The 17,939-nt window shown below is 64.5% G+C and carries 14 protein-coding genes; 10 read left to right on the top strand and 4 right to left on the bottom strand.

Annotated features, from left to right (window positions below; all coding sequences use genetic code 11):
- Positions 1-45: 45 nt before the first annotated feature.
- Both ACI3KW_RS00790 and ACI3KW_RS00785 read left to right on the top strand, forming a co-directional pair.
- Positions 46-1,047, top strand: a complete 1,002-nt coding sequence (locus ACI3KW_RS00790) for an ABC transporter ATP-binding protein (RefSeq protein ID WP_404846494.1) — start codon at positions 46-48, stop codon at positions 1,045-1,047.
- The gene (locus ACI3KW_RS00785; protein ID WP_404846493.1) at positions 1,037-2,008 is read left to right on the top strand and encodes an ABC transporter ATP-binding protein; all 972 of its coding nucleotides are present in this window, start codon (positions 1,037-1,039) and stop codon (positions 2,006-2,008) included. Before ACI3KW_RS00790 ends, ACI3KW_RS00785 begins: the two co-directional genes overlap by 11 nt.
- 130 nt (positions 2,009-2,138) lie before the next feature.
- Here the strand turns inward: ACI3KW_RS00785 and ACI3KW_RS00780 are convergent, their stop codons facing one another.
- The 4 genes from ACI3KW_RS00780 to ACI3KW_RS00765 form a co-directional block, all read right to left on the bottom strand.
- Positions 2,139-3,500 carry a M20/M25/M40 family metallo-hydrolase gene (locus ACI3KW_RS00780; protein ID WP_404846492.1) on the bottom strand — a complete coding sequence of 454 codons (1,362 nt, stop codon included), beginning with the start codon at positions 3,498-3,500 and terminating at the stop codon, positions 2,139-2,141.
- Positions 3,497-5,518: a hydantoinase/oxoprolinase family protein gene (locus tag ACI3KW_RS00775; RefSeq protein WP_404846491.1), complete on the bottom strand. Its 2,022-nt coding sequence runs from the start codon at positions 5,516-5,518 to the stop codon at positions 3,497-3,499. Before ACI3KW_RS00775 ends, ACI3KW_RS00780 begins: the two co-directional genes overlap by 4 nt.
- Position 5,519: 1 nt before the next feature.
- Positions 5,520-7,352, bottom strand: a complete 1,833-nt coding sequence (locus tag ACI3KW_RS00770) for a hydantoinase B/oxoprolinase family protein (protein ID WP_404846490.1) — start codon at positions 7,350-7,352, stop codon at positions 5,520-5,522.
- A 61-nt stretch (positions 7,353-7,413) separates the two neighbouring features.
- Positions 7,414-8,133 (bottom strand): GntR family transcriptional regulator, encoded by a 720-nt coding sequence (locus ACI3KW_RS00765; protein ID WP_404846489.1) that lies wholly within the window; start codon positions 8,131-8,133, stop codon positions 7,414-7,416.
- Between the two features lie 196 nt (positions 8,134-8,329).
- On the opposite strand from ACI3KW_RS00765, the gene ACI3KW_RS00760 reads away from it, so the two are divergent.
- The 8 genes from ACI3KW_RS00760 to ACI3KW_RS00725 all read left to right on the top strand — a co-directional run bounded on the left by ACI3KW_RS00760 (position 8,330) and on the right by ACI3KW_RS00725 (position 17,939).
- The gene (locus ACI3KW_RS00760; RefSeq protein WP_404846488.1) at positions 8,330-10,054 is read left to right on the top strand and encodes a M28 family peptidase; all 1,725 of its coding nucleotides are present in this window, start codon (positions 8,330-8,332) and stop codon (positions 10,052-10,054) included.
- A 403-nt stretch (positions 10,055-10,457) separates the two neighbouring features.
- On the top strand, positions 10,458-12,038 hold the full coding sequence (locus ACI3KW_RS00755; RefSeq protein ID WP_404846487.1) for an ABC transporter substrate-binding protein: 1,581 nt from the start codon (positions 10,458-10,460) through the stop codon (positions 12,036-12,038).
- On the top strand, positions 12,038-13,075 hold the full coding sequence (locus ACI3KW_RS00750) for an ABC transporter ATP-binding protein (protein WP_404846486.1): 1,038 nt from the start codon (positions 12,038-12,040) through the stop codon (positions 13,073-13,075). Before ACI3KW_RS00755 ends, ACI3KW_RS00750 begins: the two co-directional genes overlap by 1 nt.
- Complete coding sequence (locus ACI3KW_RS00745; protein ID WP_404846485.1) at positions 13,072-13,950, top strand: ATP-binding cassette domain-containing protein; 879 nt, start codon at positions 13,072-13,074, stop codon at positions 13,948-13,950. Before ACI3KW_RS00750 ends, ACI3KW_RS00745 begins: the two co-directional genes overlap by 4 nt.
- Complete coding sequence (locus ACI3KW_RS00740; RefSeq protein ID WP_404846484.1) at positions 13,947-14,669, top strand: glycerophosphodiester phosphodiesterase; 723 nt, start codon at positions 13,947-13,949, stop codon at positions 14,667-14,669. The genes ACI3KW_RS00745 and ACI3KW_RS00740 overlap by 4 nt, the downstream gene beginning before the upstream one ends.
- Positions 14,666-16,102: an alkaline phosphatase family protein gene (locus ACI3KW_RS00735; RefSeq protein ID WP_404846483.1), complete on the top strand. Its 1,437-nt coding sequence runs from the start codon at positions 14,666-14,668 to the stop codon at positions 16,100-16,102. Before ACI3KW_RS00740 ends, ACI3KW_RS00735 begins: the two co-directional genes overlap by 4 nt.
- The gene (locus ACI3KW_RS00730; protein ID WP_404846482.1) at positions 16,099-17,037 is read left to right on the top strand and encodes an ABC transporter permease; all 939 of its coding nucleotides are present in this window, start codon (positions 16,099-16,101) and stop codon (positions 17,035-17,037) included. The genes ACI3KW_RS00735 and ACI3KW_RS00730 overlap by 4 nt, the downstream gene beginning before the upstream one ends.
- Positions 17,034-17,939, top strand: coding sequence for an ABC transporter permease (locus ACI3KW_RS00725; RefSeq protein WP_404846481.1), 906 nt, complete (start codon positions 17,034-17,036; stop codon positions 17,937-17,939). Before ACI3KW_RS00730 ends, ACI3KW_RS00725 begins: the two co-directional genes overlap by 4 nt.

The raw sequence follows: 17,939 nt of genomic DNA, 5'->3' as shown, positions 1-17,939 counted from the left end.
AGCCGTGTCAAGGATTGTCGTACAATTCTTGAGCGAGGCCGTCGGATGATCAAAGAACAGGCAGATCAGCGCACAGTCCTTTCGGTCTCCGGGCTGAATGTGAGCTTCAATACCCTCCGTGGTGAGGTCAAGGCGGTGCGCGATGTGTCGTTCGACCTCAAGCGCGGTGAAGTGCTTGCGCTGGTTGGAGAATCCGGATCGGGAAAGTCGGTCTCGACCCGTGCTGTGATGGGCATTGTACGGGGAAATGCGACCATCCAGGCCGAACGGATGGAGCTGGCTGGACAAGACCTTCTGACGCTCGACAAGGAATCCAAACGCAAGCTGCGCGGCCGTGTGATCAGCCTGGTTTTCCAGGATGCACTGTCGGCGCTGAACCCGGTGCTGTCGATCGGCGACCAGCTCGGCGAGTTGTATCGCACCCATCTCGGTGTCTCCCGCAAGGAGGCGCGCGAGCGCTCGATAGAGCTGCTGCGCTCGGTCCACATCGCCTCATCGGAGCGACGGATCGACGATTATCCACATCAATTTTCTGGCGGCATGCGACAGCGCATCCTGATCGCCTCGGCCATCGCGCTCAAACCCGAAGTGCTGATCGCCGATGAGCCGACGACGGCCCTCGACGTGACGGTCCAGGCGCAGATTCTGGATTTGCTGGACGAGCTGCGCGAAGAGCTGGGCATGGCGATGCTGCTGATCACCCACGATCTGGGCGTGGTCGCCCGCAGCGCCGAGCGCGTTGCGGTGATGTATGCCGGGCGGTTGGTCGAGACGGGCACGGTGGACGACATGTTCCGCGCCCCGGCCCACCCCTATACGGCCGCCCTGATGGCCTCGGCACCCCGTATCGAGAGGGTGGAAAAGCTCGAGCCCATTAGGGGCTCGCCACCCAACCTGATTGCGCTGCCTTCCGGTTGCGCGTTTCACCCGCGCTGCGGCCAGCGCGGCGAGCTCTGCACCAAGGTGCGCCCGGAGCTGACCGCGGATCGGCCAGGACGCGGCTTTGCATGCCACTATCCTCTTGTGGAGACTGCCCATGTCGGCTGAACCGATCCTTGAAGCGCGCAGTCTCTCCAAGACCTTCCGCGCCGGTGGCGCGGTGCTGGGCAAGTCGTTTCATGCCGTCAAGGGCGTCAGCCTGACGGTGGCACCGGGCGAAACGCTCGCCGTGGTCGGCGAATCAGGGTGCGGTAAATCAACGCTGGCCCGCATGCTGGTCGGGCTCGAAACACCCGACGAGGGCGAGATCCTGTTCCGGGGTGAACCAATTAAGCGCGACCGGGCGCTGCGCCGACAGGTACAGATGGTGTTCCAGGACCCCTATCTGTCGCTCAATCCGCGCCGCACGGTGCTCGACATCGTGGCCGAACCGCTCGACGTGCACGGTCTCGCCAAGGGGGCAGCCCGCAAGGCACGGGTCGAGGAACTGCTGAGCGCGGTCGGGCTGGACCCGGCTGCGGCAAGCCGCTTCCCGCATGAGTTCTCGGGCGGGCAGCGGCAGAGAATCGGCATTGCCCGGGCGCTGGCCGCCGAACCCTCGGTGCTGGTCTGCGACGAGCCGGTTTCGGCGCTCGACGTCTCGGTGCAGGCGCAGGTGGTCAACCTGCTGATCGACCTGCAGCAGCGCCTCGGCGTAGCGATCATCTTCATCGCCCATGACCTCGCCGTGGTGCGCGCCATCTCGCACCGAGTCATGGTGATGTATCTGGGCCGTGCAGTGGAAGAAGGCGCGGCCGATCAGGTGCTGGTCGCCCCGGCCCATCCCTATGCGGTGGCGCTGCGCGCTTCGGCGCTCGAGCCCGATCCCGCCAGGGCCCGGCTGGCGCGCGGCACGGCGGCCCGTGGCGAGCCGCCCAATCCGGTCAATCCACCGCCCGGTTGCCGGTTCAATCCGCGCTGCGCGCGGGTGACGGAAGAATGCCGGGTGCACGAACCGGTGCTCAAAGGGTATCCAGGCCTCAGCAGCGTGGCCTGCTACCATCCGGTGCGGGCGGAAGCTGTGGTGTAGGCGCTTCACCCACCCTTGGGATGAGGTGAAACGATCTTAACGGACAGCGGCGTTCCAAGTCGAAGGCCCCCTCACCCGGCGCTGCGCGCCGACCTCTTCCCCAAAGGAGAGGTGACGAGGGCACCCGGCCCTACACCCGGCCGAGCCGATCGAGCAGGGCGGCGCCGGTGCGGATGCCTTTGAGAAACAGGCTTATTTCCATGTTTTCATTGGGCGCGTGGTTGGCTTCGTCGGCATTGGCATAGGGCATGACATAGGCCGGCACGCCCAGCACCTTAGTGAAAACATAGTCCGGCAGGCTGCCGCCGGCGCACGGATAGACCAAGGGCGCTTCACCCCGGGCTTCGAAAATCGCTTCCTGGATCAGCACGCCCCAGGGATCGTCGAGCGGCGTCTTGGACGGCAACATCGAGCCATAGGTGATGACCTCCACCTCGGGCGCATGCTTGGCCACATGCGCGCGTACGCAGGCCTGGATATGCTCGGGGGTCATGGCGTCGACGAGGCGGATATCGCATTTGGCGACGGCCTCGGCCGGCAGCACCGACTTGGTCCCCTGCCCGCCATAGCCACCATGCAGGCCATTGATGGTCAGCGTCGGGTGGAACATCAAGCGGTCCCAGAACGGGCGGTCCGCCGGTTCATCCAGCCGAGCCAGTCCCATATCGGCCATATAGCCCGGCAGGTCGAGCGGCAGGATCTTGGTGGCCGCGATCTCGGCCGCGGTGGGCGGGATGATCTGGTCGTGGAGGCCCTCGATGGTAATGCGGCCATCGGGAGTCTTCATGGTCGACAGCAGATGCACCAGCGTCCAGATGGCATTGGGCATGACGCCGCCGTAATTCCCCGAGTGGGCGTCGCGGGCAGCGGTGCGGACGCGCAGCTCGAACGAGGTCATACCGCGCACGCCATAAATCAGCGTGGCGCGGCCCGATTCATGCAGCGGGCCATCGGCGGTGACCACCACATCGGCCTTGAGCCGGTCCTTGTGGTCGCGCACGAAATCGGCGATCTGCGGCGAGCCGATCTCCTCCTCGCCCTCGAGCAGGAAGATCAGGTTGCAGGGCAAGGTGCCATGCACCTTGAGATGCGCCTCGATGGCCATGATCTGCGCGAAATGCTGGCCCTTGTTGTCGCCGACGCCACGCGCATAGATGCGGCCATTGCGGATGGTCGGCTCGAAGGGCGGGCTGTCCCACAGCTCGAGCGGATCGGGCGGCTGTACGTCATAGTGCCCATAGAGCAGCACGGTTGGTTTGGCCGGATCGACCCTGTAGCGCGCCAGGACGAACGGATGGCCCTTGGTGGGGATGGCCTCCACCTCAAGCCCGAGATCGCCCAGCATCTTGACCAGCATCTCGGACACTTCGCGAATGCCGATATTGTGGGCGCTGATCGAGGGATGGCGTACATAATCGATCAGGCGCGCGACATATTCGTCGTCACGCGCGCCGATATGGTCGAATACCGGGGCGAGGCTGGCGGCAGTCATGCATTACCCCGCGTCAGAAGGATACCGCCCGATGGATGCACTTCGCCGCACCAGCCTGGCGCGACATAGGTGGTGGTGTCGAGCTGCGTCAGGATCAGCGGACCCGCAAAGCGAGCCCCGGCGCCGAGCTTGGCCCGGTTGATGACCGGCACGTCGCGGGTAGTGCCACTGATGCTGACGCCGGTGTGCTCATCGGGGGCCGGCGTGTCGCCGGGCTCGAGATTGACCACGAGCGGGCTGGCCGCCACGCCGGTCGCGTGCACGCGCAGGGTCACCAGTTCGATCGGCGCGCCCAGATTGAAACCGTAGAGCGCCTTATGCGCAGCGCGGAAGTTCTCCTCGACGGTGGCGCGATCGCCAGCATAGTCGACGGCGATTTCGCCACCCTGCCCCGCATAGCGCAGCAAGGCCTTGCGCTCGATGCGGCGGGCCTCCGGCGTGACGTCCTCGATATCGAGCCAGTCGGACGCCTGCTGTTCCAGTTCGGCGATGATCGGCGCGGTGGCTGCCGGGTCCATCGCACCGGCAAAGGCCATGGCACGGGAGAATTCGGACCGTAGGTCGGCGGCCAGCAGGCCATCTGCACACAGCACGCCCGGCGCCGGGGTGATCAGAACGCGGCGAATATCGAGCAGTTCTGCCAGAGCGCAGCCATGCAACGGTCCGGCGCCCCCGAAGGGGACGAGGGTAAAGTCGCGCGGATCGTGGCCTCGCTCGACCGAGACGACGCGCATGGCGCCCACCATGTGGTTGTCGACGATGGCGAGAATGCCGCGGGCGGCGGTTTCGAGATCAAGGCCCAGTGGCGTTGCCACGCGCATCACTGCAGCCTTGGCCGCTTCGATATCGAGCACCATGCGGCCACCGAGCAGGCGCGCCGGCAGCTGGCCGAGCGCAACATGGGCGTCGGTGACGGTCGGCTCGGTCCCGCCATGGCCGTAGCAGGCCGGACCCGGACGGGCGCCGGCGCTTTCCGGACCGACGGTGAGACCACCATCCTTGATGCGCGCCAGCGAACCACCACCGGCGCCGATGGTGATCATGTCGACCATGGGCAGGGCCAAGGGCCAGTCGCCGACCGAGCCATTCTGGGTCAGGCCGATCTTGCCATCCTTGATCAGGCAGATATCGGCCGAAGTGCCGCCGATATCGACGGTGATGATATCGGCAATGCCACAGGCTTCAGCCGCGGCACGGGCACCGACGACGCCTGCAGCCGGACCGGACAAGGCCGTCAGGGCGGGGGCGAGGCGGATCTTGGAGGCGCCAGCGACACCGCCGTTGGATTGCATCAGCATCAACGGCACGCCCGAGCCCTCGTCGGTCAGGCGCTGCTCGAGCCGGGCGACATAGGAGGTGACGCCGGGCATGACGGTGGCGTTGAGCACGGTGGTCAGCGAGCGCTCATATTCGCGCACCACCGGCAGCACGTCGCTGGAGACGGTGACCGCCAGGTCCGGCAGCTCTTCACGCAGGATCTCGGCAACGCGGCGCTCATGGTCGGGATTGGCATAGGCATGAATCAGGCAGACGGCGACGGCTTCGACGGCCATGCCGCGGATCTGCTGGGCAGCGCTGCGGACGCTGGTTTCATCAAGGGTTTCGAGCACCGCGCCACCGGCGGCGATGCGCTCGTTGATCTCGACGATCCGACTGGCCGGCACCGGCGGGACGGGCTTGATCCAGGTGTAGAGATTGGCCTTGCGCGGAATGTCCTGCCGGCCGATCGCCAGCACATGGCGGAAGCCGCGGGTGGTGACGAGTGCGGTGCGCGCGCCCTTGCCTTCGAGGATCATGTTGGTGGCAACCGTTGTGCCATGCAGCACCTGGTCGAGGTCGGCCGCCGAAGTGCCGGCCTGCTCGAGCGCCAGGCGGATTCCGTTGAGGAAGGCCTCGGACGGATCGGAGGGAATGGAGGGCGTCTTGGCGCGCCAGGAGCGGCCAGCGCCATCAACGAGAGCCACGTCGGTAAAGGTGCCGCCGATATCCACGGCAACGGCGAGATTGGGTCTGGTCATATCAGGCGAGCTCATCGACATAGATATTGCGGTGGAAGGCCTTGACGGCCGGGCGATCGGTGCGAAGCTTTTCGGTCGCAGCCACGTCGAGCGCGCCATCGGCGATCACCACGCCATAGAACCTGGCGGCTGCATCGGTGGTGACGAACCCACCCAGCACGTCTTCGAGCACGGTTTTGGCCGGACGATCGTAGGGGTGGCCATTGCCGCCGCCACCGCCGGTACGGATGTGAAGGATATCGCCCTTCTTGAGGGCGGTGCCATCCGACAGGGGCGCGATGACACGCTCCTCCGGCGTGCCGGGGTTGACCACGATATAGCCGCCGCCACCCGACATGCCGCCGGCATAGCCCCAGGGGGGGTTCTTGACGCCATCGATGCGGATGGCGAGCAGGGCTTCGTCGGCCAGGATCTCATATTCGCGCACGATGCCGGTGCCGCCGCGCCAGCGGCCGGGGCCGCCGGAGTCGGCGACAACGCCATATTGGCGCAGACGGATCGGGTAGCCGGATTCAAGGAATTCGACCGGGTAGTTTTCCTGGGCGACAAAATAGACCGCATCGATGCCGTCGGCAAAATCGCGGGCGCCGTAGCCGACGCCGATGCCGTCAGCCAGAAGGAAGGGCTTGGGCTCACCGGTTTCCTTGCCGAAGGTGCCGCGCATGATGGTCACCACATAGGCGGAGTGGGCGGCGGGCGCGCCACCCTTGCCGCGATTGACCAGGCCATTGAGCACGGCCAGCATGCGCATCATGGTCAGGCCCCGCATGCCGAGCGGCGCCGGGAAATTGGGCTGCACGATCGAGCCCGGGCGCAGGCGCACCTCGTCGATGGCCAGCGGGCCGCCGGCATTGACCACCTGGCTGGGGTCGCCGCCGAGGAAGTAGAGCCCCAGCGCCATGCCGGGCACGCCCTTGTTCATGATCAGATTGACCGGGCCGGGCGCCTGGTCGTCGCTTTCGGTGGCGTCGAAGATGAAGCGATCCTCGCCGTCCTTGCCCTTTTCGCGGGTGATGGCAAAGCGCAGGGCGAAGGGGCCATTGCCATGGCCGTCGCTGTCGATCTGGTCGGCGAATTTATAGGTGCCGTAGTCGAAGGTTTCGGCGAGGCGCCGGCGGACCAGGCTGCGGGTGCGCTCGAGCAGTTGCGCCAGCGCATCGGACACCCGGTCCGGGCTGTGGCGCGCGACGATCTCGCCCACGCGGGTGACACCCAGATGCACGGCCGCCATCAGCGCCGACATGTCGCCTTCGCTCTGGGCGGGAAAACGCGAATTGCGGTGGAAGATGGCGAGCGCCATCTCGTTGACCACGCCGGCATCGATCAGCTTGGTCGGCGGGATGATGATGCCTTCCTGGTAGATCGATGTCGCATCGGGACTGATCGAACCGGGATGCAGGCCCCCGATATCGGCAAAATGGGCCCAGCTCATCACGAAGGCGCAGAGGCGGTCGCCGTGGAACACCGGCGCCAGCAGCACCTGGTCATTGGAATGGGTGACCGCGCCCTTGGAGCCATAGCAGTCATTGTACCAATAGAGATCGCCCGACTTCATGCTCTCGCGCGGGAATTTCTCGAACACCGGCGTGGTCAGGTCGCCAAAGATCGGCACCATCGAGCCCACCGCCATGACGCCACGCTCATCGAACAGGGCGGTATAGAAGTCCTTCTTTTCGCGGATGAAGGCGGAAATCGCCGTCCGCTCGATCAGGGCTTCCATTTCGCGCTGCGTCGCCATGATCGCACCGCGGATGATCTCGACCGTTACCGGGTCGCAGATCGGTGCGGCGTCCGGCGCAAATGCCGGCATGGCAGATGAAGAAGGAGACATCATTGGCCTTTCAGGTCAGGAGTGCGGCAGCGCCCGGCGGCGGCGCCGGCACCATAAAAACAGGTCATTCCAAGCCATCCATGTGGCGCAGCACGGCCTCTCCGGAGCGGCGCACATAGACGCGCGTCGCCCGCACGGCAGCATCGACATCGCGCGCGACAATGCCGGCAATGATGGCGCGCACGCCTTCCATGCCGGTCTCCAACTGCCCGGGTTCGGCCATGGCCAGCACGCGCAGCATGTTCGCCCGCGTGCGCAGCTGGTCGAGAATCTCGGTGACGATCTGGTTGTCGGCGACTTCGGTCATGAAGTGCAGAAAGCGGGTCATGGTCTCGGCCATGACGACCTTGTCGCCACGCTCGCCGGCCTTAAGCAGCTGCGCGCCGAACTCCTGCGCCAGGGCGATATCCGCATCGCTGGCGGCCTTAAGGAAGCTGCGCACCGCAATGGCTTCGAGCTCGGTGCGGATCTCGTAGATTTCCTCGACATGCTTGCGCGTCAGGGTCGCGACGGTCAGGCCACGATGGGGAATGACGGTTGCCAGCTTTTCCGCCTCGAGGCGCCGGGCAATCTCGCGCACCACGGTCCGGGAGATGCCGAAGGCTTCACAGAGCTCGCGCTCGGTCAGCCTGGTTCCCGGGGCGATCCGTCCGTCGACGATGGCATTGCGCACCGCATCGAACACCCGCTCGCGCACCAATAGCCGCGCCTGCGACTCCCCCTCCCCTTGCGTTGCGGACAGATCCGCCGCATCGGCTTGAAAGATTGTGCGCAGGTCGTCCATTGCTTCCGCCGCCTGATGTTGTTCGGGCCCCACCGTCACCATGACCGCACGAGCCGGCGCAAGGGGGATTTTGGGAAAGTCTAGCGGGGGGACGCGACAATGCCCAGCGAAAATTGTCGTACAATCTGGATTGTCGTACAATTATCCATAGGGCATCGTGTAGTCGATAGTTTTCAACGGATGGATGGAGAACGACATGCTGGATAGCACAATCAGGCAGGTGGTGGATCAGGTCAACGCGGACGCCGCCTGGCCGCTGGTCGAGGCCTTCTCGACCATGCCGCGCTGGAAGCCCGAAGACGTCGAAGCCTCGGCCCATGACATCGCGCGGCGCCTCAAGGACCTGGGCGTGCCGGTCGACCTGCTGGAGGCCAATCTCTATCTCTCCATTCCCTATGAAGCCTCGGTCGAGGCCGGTGGCGAAACGCTGGCCTCCAAGCCGCCGGCCTATTCGGTCTCCTGCCCCGAGGGACTGACCGGGGTGCTGCACCATATTCCGGGCACGCTGTCAGCCAATGTGTCGAGCTTTTACGAAAAGAACCGCGACGAGGCTGCGGCTGCCGCCGATCGGATCCGCGGCAAGATCGTGCTGACCGACGGCTTTGCCTCACCCAACAAAGTGCTGGAATTTCAGGAAAAAGGCGCCATTGGCGTCATCGCCGTCAATCCGGGCGTCGACCGGCACTGGGGCATCTGCAGCTCGATCTGGGGAACGCCCGATCTCGACGACCTGCCGCGCAAGCCCGCCATCCCGGTTGCGGTGGTCAACAATGCCGACGGCCACAAGCTGATCGCACTGGCCAAGGCCGGTGGCAGCGCCACAATTCGCACGCGGCTCGAGGAAGGCTGGTTCAAGTCGCTGGTGCCCGTGGTCAATGTGACCGGCGCCATCGAACGGGAAAAGTTCGTGCTGCTGGCCGGCCACTATGACAGCTGGGACGTGGGCGTCGGCGATAATGCGACGGGCGATGCCGCCCTGCTCGAAATCGCCCGCCTGCTCTGGCACAACAAGGACAAGCTGCGCCGCTCGGTGCGGATCGCCTGGTGGCCCGGCCACTCGACCGGTCGCTATGCTGGTTCCGCCTGGTTTGCCGATGAATTCGCGCTCGATCTCGACGAGAACTGCGTCGCGCAGATCAATTGCGACAGTCCCGGCTGCCGCTGGGCGGATGTCTATGAAAACGTCGCCTGCATGAGCGAAGCCACCGACCTGTGCAAGAGCGTGGTGCAGGAGCTGACCGGCCTGCATTTCGAGGGAGAACGCCCGCTTCGGGCCGGCGACTACTCGTTCAACAATATCGGGCTGTCGAGCTTTTTCATGCTGTCCTCGACCATGACCGTCGAGAAGCGCCAGCAGATGAGTTATTACACCGTCGGCGGCTGTGGCGGCAACATCGCCTGGCATACCGAAAACGACCTGATGGACATCGCCGACCGCGATATCCTGATCCGCGACATCAAGGTCTATCTCGGCGCGGTGATGGCCGTCGCCAATGCCAAGGTGCTGCCCTTCGACTGGCGGGCGACAACAGCCGAATTTGCCGCAACGCTCGAGAAATACCGGACGGCTGCCGCTGAGGATGCCGGGCTGCTCAAGCCGGTCACGACAGCCCTTTCAGCGCTGAGCCAGGCGCTCGACGGCTTTTACGCCGGCGTATCGGACGGCAGCGTGCCGGAGGCCGACGCCAATGCGGCGATCCAGGGCCTTGCCCGCATCCTCGTGCCGCTGAACTACACGCGCGGGCCGCGTTTCACCCATGACCCGGCCTTGCCGGTGCCCGGCCTGCCGGCCCTGTCGGTGGCGACCGAACTGGCCAGCCATGCCCCCGAGACGCGCGGCTTTGCCCGCACGCAACTAATCCGCGGCTCTAACCGCACCGCTGCCGCACTACGCCAGGCCAGCCGACTTCTCAACCTGTGACATCAAGCCGCCAAGTGGAAGCTTCCGTTTTGGCGGCTTGCCAATCAGGAAGAGAGACGATGACTTGAAGATAGCGCATGAGCCATTCGCATTTTGGAGAAAATGGAAGCGCTGCTAACGTCCGCTATGTGCATCAGGCTTCCGAAAGCGGTCTGGCGGTTACCGACCCCAGACCGGAAATCCCACAATGCGAATCCGACGACCAAATTGCGACGATCGGTTGAACTCACCGCCCCATTCCGGCCATTAGCGAGTATCTCGGATTTCCTAAAAGCTGCCGACACACGGGACGTGTTGTCACACCGTCTAAGCCGGACTTTGGCCGAACTGACACAAGGATGTCGTCCAACTGTCAGACAGCTGCCTTAGCTAGCCCCCATTCTCGATTTCAGCGGGGCCGCTCATGTCAATCTCATCTTTCCTCAACAAGTCTCTTGTGGCGGCAGGCATTGCGCTCTTGCTCACTGCAACATCCACCCTCGCTATGGCGCAGGAACGCCCCGACCTCGTGGTCGGTGTCGCCGACCTACCAGCCACCCTCGAGCCCGGCAAGGAACTCTCCAATGTTGGCACTCGCGTCAACTATAGCGTCTTCGATACGCTGATCCGCCGCGACTTCCTCTCGGCTGAGGGTGGTGGTGGTTCAGCGCTGGTCCCCAGCCTCGCTACCGAATGGACCCGCCTTGACGACCTGACACTCGAGGTCAAGCTGCGCGACGACGTGACCTTCCACAATGGCGCGCCGCTCACTGCCGAAGACGTGGTCTTCACCTTCTCGCCTGAGCGGCTGAGCGGGGAAAATGCGGTTCTTTCCGAAGGTCCGGCTTATTTCTCGGTTCTGGCCGAAGTCAAGGCGATCGACGACCACACTGTCCAGTTCGTCACCAAGGCGCCCGATCCGCTGCTGGAGCATCGTCTCTCCTCCTGGGCTTCTTGGATCGTCAACAAGGCTGATTGGGAGGCCAAGGCCGCAACCGATGGCGGCATTCCCATGTTCCCGATCGGAACCGGTCCGTTCATGCTGGACGAGTACAAGGCCGACGAATCCATTCGCCTCGTCGCCTTTGACGACTATTTCGGCGGCAAGCCCACCGCCGCCAGCGTCACCTTCCGAGAGATCCCCGAGCCCTCCACCCGCGTGGCCGGTCTCGTGTCCGGTGAATTCGACATCATCACCAATGTGGCGCCCGATCAGATCCCGCAGATCAACGGCTATGACGACATCGAGACCCGCTCGGTCGTTCTCGCCAACTCGCACGTCCTGGCCTATGGCACGCAGGATCCGGTCATCAAGGATGCCCGTATCCGCCGGGCAATGAACCTCGCCATCGACCGCAACCTGCTCAATGAAGCCCTCTGGGGTGGCCGGGCTGTGGTGCCCAATGGCCACCAATATCCCGAATTCGGCGACATGTATAATCCGGACCACAAGGGTCTCCAGTACGATCCCGAACGCGCCAAGGAACTACTGGCCGAAGCCGGCTATGATGGTGGCCTGATCAAATACACCACCCAGCCGAACTACTATCTCAACGCCCTACCGGCCGCTCAGGCCATTGTCGAGATGTGGAAGGCCGTTGGCCTCAATGTCGAACTCAACGTCGTCGAGAGCCTGTCCGGCCTCGACATGGCCGCCCTTCAAGTCCGCACCTGGTCCAATTCCACCCGCTATCCCGATCCGGTCGGTGGCCTGTGGAACCTCTGGGGACCGTTCGGTGGCCCGCAGCGTGGCGCCGGCAACTGGGCCGGCACCGAAAACCTCGAGCGCTTCAACGAACTCGGCCGCATCATCGAGAGCACGGTTGATCTCGAAATTCGCCAGCCGGCCGCTTTCGAAATGCTGGAAATCTGGGAGACCGACGCCCCCGGCACCATTCTCTACCAGCCGCTCGAAACCTATGGCGTTTCCAAGGACGTCAACTGGCAGCCCTACACCTTCTACTACATGGACCTGCGTCCCTATAACCTCAGCTTCAACGACTGATGGTCACGCTCTCTAACTCCAAGGGAGGCGGCAAGCTTGCCGCCTCCTCGCCGGTTCCGGGCGCCACTGGCGCGGGTTCCATCCTCGAGGTCTCGCGCCTCAGCGTCCATGCCGGCGCCAATGCGCTGGTCGAGGACGTTAGCATCTCGGTCCGGCCCGGCGAAACACTCTGCTTGGTTGGCGAGAGCGGCTGCGGCAAGAGCCTCACCTGCATGTCCATGCTGGGCCTGCTCGACGATAACCTTAGCATGGCCGGCTCGATCCGCCTGTTCGGCACCGAGACGATCGGCGCGCCGGAAATCGTGCTCAACAATCTGCGCGGCAGCGACGTCGCCATGATCTTCCAGAATCCCATGGTCTCGCTCAATCCGGTGCAGCCCGTCGGCGCCCAGATTGCCGAAGCCATTGTCGAGCATACCCCCTTGCGCGGCGCTGCCGTGGATCGGCGCGTGGTCGAACTGCTCGACCAGGTCGGCATTCCCAATGTCGCCCGCAACAAGAAATACTATCCGCACCAGCTGTCCGGCGGCATGTGCCAGCGCGTCATGATCGCCATGGCGCTGGCCTGCAAACCAAAACTGCTCATCGCAGACGAGCCGACGACTGCGCTCGACGTCACCATCCAGGCCCAGATCCTGCGCCTGTTGCGCGACCTGCAAGTCGAGCTTGGCCTCGGCATCGTGCTGGTCACCCATGACCTAGGCGTCGTGGCCGAGATCGCCGACCATGTCGCGGTCATGTATGCCGGCCGCGTGGTCGAAACCGCGCCGGTCGACGACCTGTTCGAAGATCCCCGCCACCCCTATACACGCGCCCTCATGGCCAGCCGCATCGGCTTCGGCCGCCAGCCGGGCACGCCGCTCGATGCCATCGGCGGCACCGTGCCGTCCCCTTCGGCACGGCCCGTCGGCTGCAATTTCGCCGCGCGCTGCGCCATGGCCAGCGATGCATGCGCAACGGATCCGCAATTGCGGCGCCACGGCGAGCGCGCCGTCGCCTGCCACTTTTCCGGTTTTGAATCCGGGAGCGCGGCATGACCAGAACGGCGAATAATGGCGTCATCGCCACCAATCTTGTGCAGGCCTACTCCTCGGGCCGCAGGCTCTGGGGCAAGGCCGATGAATTCCGCGCCGTCGATCGCGTCAGTCTCACCATTGCCGAGGGCGAGACTCTTGGCATCGTGGGCGAAAGCGGCTCGGGCAAATCCACGCTCGGCCGCATGATCGCGGGTATCGAGGCGCCAACCAGCGGCACGGTCTCCTTCTGGGGCGAGCACTATGCCAGGGTCGGCACGCCGCAATGGCGCCGCCAGCGGCGCCACGTGCAGGTCGTGTTCCAGAACCCCGCCGCCGTGGTCGATCCGCGTTGGTCAATCCATGCCCAGGTGCGCGAGGCCCTCACCACCCACGAAACGCTGGCCCCATCCGAGGCCGATGACCGTGCCCAGTCCATGCTGGCCATGGTCGGCCTTGGCACCATGGGCAAGCGCCTGCCGCACCAATTGTCGGGCGGCCAATTGCAGCGCGCCGTCATCGCCCGCGCCTTGGTGCTCAATCCGCGCCTCGTCGTCTGCGACGAAGCAGTCAGCGCGCTCGACGTTTCGGTCCAGGCCCAGATTATCAACCTGCTGCTGGAGCTGCGCGAAAAGCTCAATCTCTCGCTGATGTTCATCAGCCATGACCTGTCAGTGGTCCGCCACATCAGCCACCGCGTCGGGGTCATGCATGCCGGAGAACTGCTCGAAATCGGCGACAGCGGCACGCTCTTCGACAATCCCCAGCACGACTATACGCGCCGCCTGCTTGCAGCCATCCCGGCCGACAGCCCGCGCCAGCGCCGCCAGCGTGACATGAACGCCTTCGGCGGCCATAGCGCCGTCCCTGCCCAATCCCAACATCCGGTCCAGTCATGAAGATCATCGCGCATCGCGGCGACAGCGCCAGCTTCCCCGAAAACACTCCCGAAAGCTGGGAGGCAGCCTATCGCAATGGCGCTTTTGCCATCGAAGCCGATGTCCGCCTTTCCAGCGACGGCTTCTGCATCGGGGCCCATGACTCAAATCTCCAGCGCCTATTCGGCCGTCCGGAGCGTCCCGAGGACCTTTCGCTAGCCGAATTGCTCGATCTCAAGAATGCTGAAGGCGGCCGCATCGTCATGCTGGCAGATATCCTGCGGCATGCTGGCGCCGATCAGCATGTGTTGCTCGACATCAAGGACGAGACGCCGCGTGCTCTCGACGCCATCTGGGAGGTCATTGTCGAGACCGTTCCTGCTGCCCAACACTCGCTGGTGATCGCGGGCTGCCACACGCTTGAGGCGGTGGAATTTTTCGCTGCCAAAGCAGAAACCGGCATTCTTGGCTTTATTCCATCTCCCGACCAGGCCGAGGCCTTTTTTGGCGCCGGCGCCAGGATCATCCGTCTCTGGGAAGGCAACGTCGCCCCCGATCGCGTTGCCCTGCTCCAGGCGCTGGGCGCCGAGGTCTGGGTGACGACCGGCGGCCCCGCTACGGCCTATGAGTGCGGCGATACTTCGGCGCAAAACCTGGCAGCACTGGTGAAGGCCGGCGTGAGCGGCGTCCTGATCAATGACGTTGCCCTGACCAGGGCGGCTCTGGAGAGCAAGCTATGACCACCGGCTCCACGCTCCTTCTCACCTTCGACGGGCTGCGCCGTGACCGCGTCAATGCCGATCTGATGCCCAACCTTTTCCGCTTCATGGCCGAGGGCAGCAATTTCCTCAATTCCCGCTCGATCTTTCCGAGCGAGACCCGCGTCGCCGTCACGTCCACGATGACCGGCAACCCACCCGGGGCCCATGGCGTCGTCGCCAACCAGTATATCCATGCGGTTCGCCCCAACGGCCTGTTCCGTACCTCGGAATGGGAAGACCTCGAACTTGCAGCCCAGGCCGGGCAATTGCTTGATCGCCAGACCATGGGCGAGCGCATGGCCGCCGCTGGCAAGACCATGGCCGTGGTCAGTACGGCCACCAAGGGCGCCTCGCGCATGATGAATTCCAGCGCCCATGCCCTCGGCCAGCCGGTATTTTCCGTGCACGGCATGCCGGTTTCGACCCCTGATGTGCATGACGCCGTGGTCGCCCAGCTAGGTGATATTCCGCCGGCCGGCGCGCCCAATGGCGTCCGCGTTACCTATGCCACCACGGCGCTTCTCGAGGTGATCTATCCGCGTCACAAGCCCGACTTCTGCATCTTCTGGATGAACGAGCCTGATACAAGCTCGCACAAGTTCGGCGTGCTCGGCGCCGAAACCGAAGCCGCCCAGCGCATGGCCGACGAGAATTTCGGCCGGATCCTGGCTTGGTGGCAGGCGGGCAATGGTCCGGAAAATATCGTCGTGATGTCCGACCATGGCCAGATCACCGGCCATGCCCAGCTCGAAACCCTCGATATCATCCCGGCAGAATTCGGCCGTGCCTCGATCGGCTCGTTCAGCGGCATCTACCTTCACGACACGTCCGATGCCCGCAAGGCCGAGGTGGTCGACTGGCTGGTGCGGCAGGATTTCTGCGGTCTGGTCTTTGCCTCAGATGTCGAGGGCAATGCCGTTGCCGGTGCTCTGCCCTGGTCCGCTGTGCGCAACGACCATCCCCGCGGCGCCGATGTGGGCTTCACCCTGCGGGCCACCGATAGCTCTGAAAGCTATGGCCCCGATGTCGACGGCTGCATCTTTGCCGCCTGGATCACCCCTGGCGGCGGCATGCATGGCGGGCTCAACCGCGGCGAACTCTCGACCGTGCTTGCGGCTCAGGGCCCGGCCTATCGCAAGGCGTTCCAGTCGGACGCGCCCTGTTGGCTGCCCGACATCATCCCCACCATCCTCACCACCATGGGGCTTTCCACCGAGGGCGCCGAAGGCCGCCCGATGGTCGAGGCGCTGGTGGGCGATGACGCGCGCTTCGGCATTGCACCGGCGGTCGAAACCCGCGTGCTCAGCGCCAGCCTCAACGGCCACCAGCAATATCTGCGGCAATGGACGATCGAGGGCAAAACCATCATCGATTGCGGCTGGACTGACGGCACCGGGGCCTGGGTCCAGTGAACCTGCACTTCTTCCTCACCAAGCTGTTTCGTGGCGCGATGACGTTGCTGCTGGCCGTCACCTTCGTCTTCATTGTGCTGCGCGCCTCGGGCGATCCGGCCCAGATGATGCTGTCCGACGAAGCCTCGCCTGAAGCCATGGCCGCCTTCCGCCAGCGCTGGGGGCTCGATGGCTCCTACATCGAGCAATATTTCACCTATCTCGCGGCCATTGTGCAGGGCGATTTCGGCGACAGTTTCCGCGACGGCAGGCCGGCTCTGCAGGTGGTGATGGAGCGCGTGCCCGTCACCCTGCAACTGGGCATCGCTGCCCTCCTCATCACCTTGCTCATCGGCATTCCCGCCGGCATCCTGGCCGCGCTGCATCGTGGCCAGTGGCTCGATCACACCGCCATGAGCTTCACCATTTTTGGCCAGAGCGTGCCCAATTTCTTCCTCGGCATCATCCTGATCCTGGTTTTCTCCATGACCCTGCGCTGGCTGCCCAGCTCGGGCACCGGCAGCTCCTGGCACCTCGTCATGCCCGCGTTGACCCTTGCCACCGCTGCCGCCGCCACCGTGGCGCGCTTCACCCGCTCCTCCATGCTCGACGTGCTGCACCAGCCCTTCATGCGCACCGCCAAGGCCAAGGGCATTCCCCATGACCGGCGCGTGCTGCGCCACGCCCTGCCCAATGCCGCCATTCCCGTGGTGACCGTGGTCGGCATGCGCATCGGCGGCCTGATCGGCGGCGCCGTCACCATCGAGACCGTCTTTGCCTGGCCGGGCGTTGGCATGCTGCTGGTCAATTCGGTCAACCAGCGCGACCTCGCCGTGGTCCAGGCCGTGGTGCTGCTGATCGCGTTGACCATGGTCGTAGTCAATCTTATCGTCGATTACACCTATGGCTGGCTCGACCCCCGCATCGAACTGCACAGCAAGAGGGCAACGGCATGAGCAGCGTCGACCTCTCCTCGCAAATGCCCGCCTTGCGCCGCCACGGCTGGCTGACCCGCATCTGGAGATCGCGGCCGCCGCTGGTCATCGGGTTGTGCCTGGGCTGGTTGGCCCTCGTCATCCTGGCCGCACTCTTTGCCGAATTCCTCGCCCCCTTCGGCTTTGCCGAACAGAGCCTGCTCAAGCGCCTTAAGCCGCCTTCGGTGATTGGCGGACCGGCCGAAAACCTCTTCGGCACCGACGACCTCGGTCGCGACGTCTTCAGCCGCGTCATCTATGCCATGCGCACCAGCATCCTCATCGCCATCATGGCGACGGTGATCGGCGCAACCGTCGGCACGGCGCTTGGCATCATCGCCGCCCATTTCCGCGGGTGGGTCGACGACATCATCATGATGCTGGTCGATTTCCAGGCCTCTGTGCCCTTCCTGATCGTCGCCCTGGCCGTGCTCGCGTTCTTCGGCAACAATTTCCTGCTGCTGATCATCCTGATCGGCCTCTTCGGCTGGGACGGCTATGCCCGCATTGCCCGTGGCCTCGTGCTCTCTACCAATGGCCAGGGCTATGCCTTCGCCATCCGCACGCTGGGCGTCCACCCCGCAAAGGTCTATCTGCGCCACGTCCTGCCCAATATGCTGGGCGTCATCATGGTGCAGATCACCCTCAACTTCCCCGAGATCATCCTGCTCGAAACCTCGCTCTCCTTCCTTGGGCTCGGGGTCCAGCCGCCCGGCACCAGCCTCGGGCTTCTGCTCGGCGAGGGTCGGAACTACTTGACCACGGCCTGGTGGATGGGCATTCCAGCCGGTGTCGTCATCTTCCTCACCACATTGGCCATCAGCCTCGTCGGTGACTGGCTGCGCGACATGCTCGACCCCAATCTCGGAGCCAAGGGCGAATGA

The organism is Devosia sp. ZW T5_3 (assembly GCF_044987315.1).
Taxonomy (GTDB): Bacteria; Pseudomonadota; Alphaproteobacteria; order Rhizobiales; family Devosiaceae; genus Devosia.
This window is presented reverse-complemented; position numbering and strand designations above follow the sequence as displayed.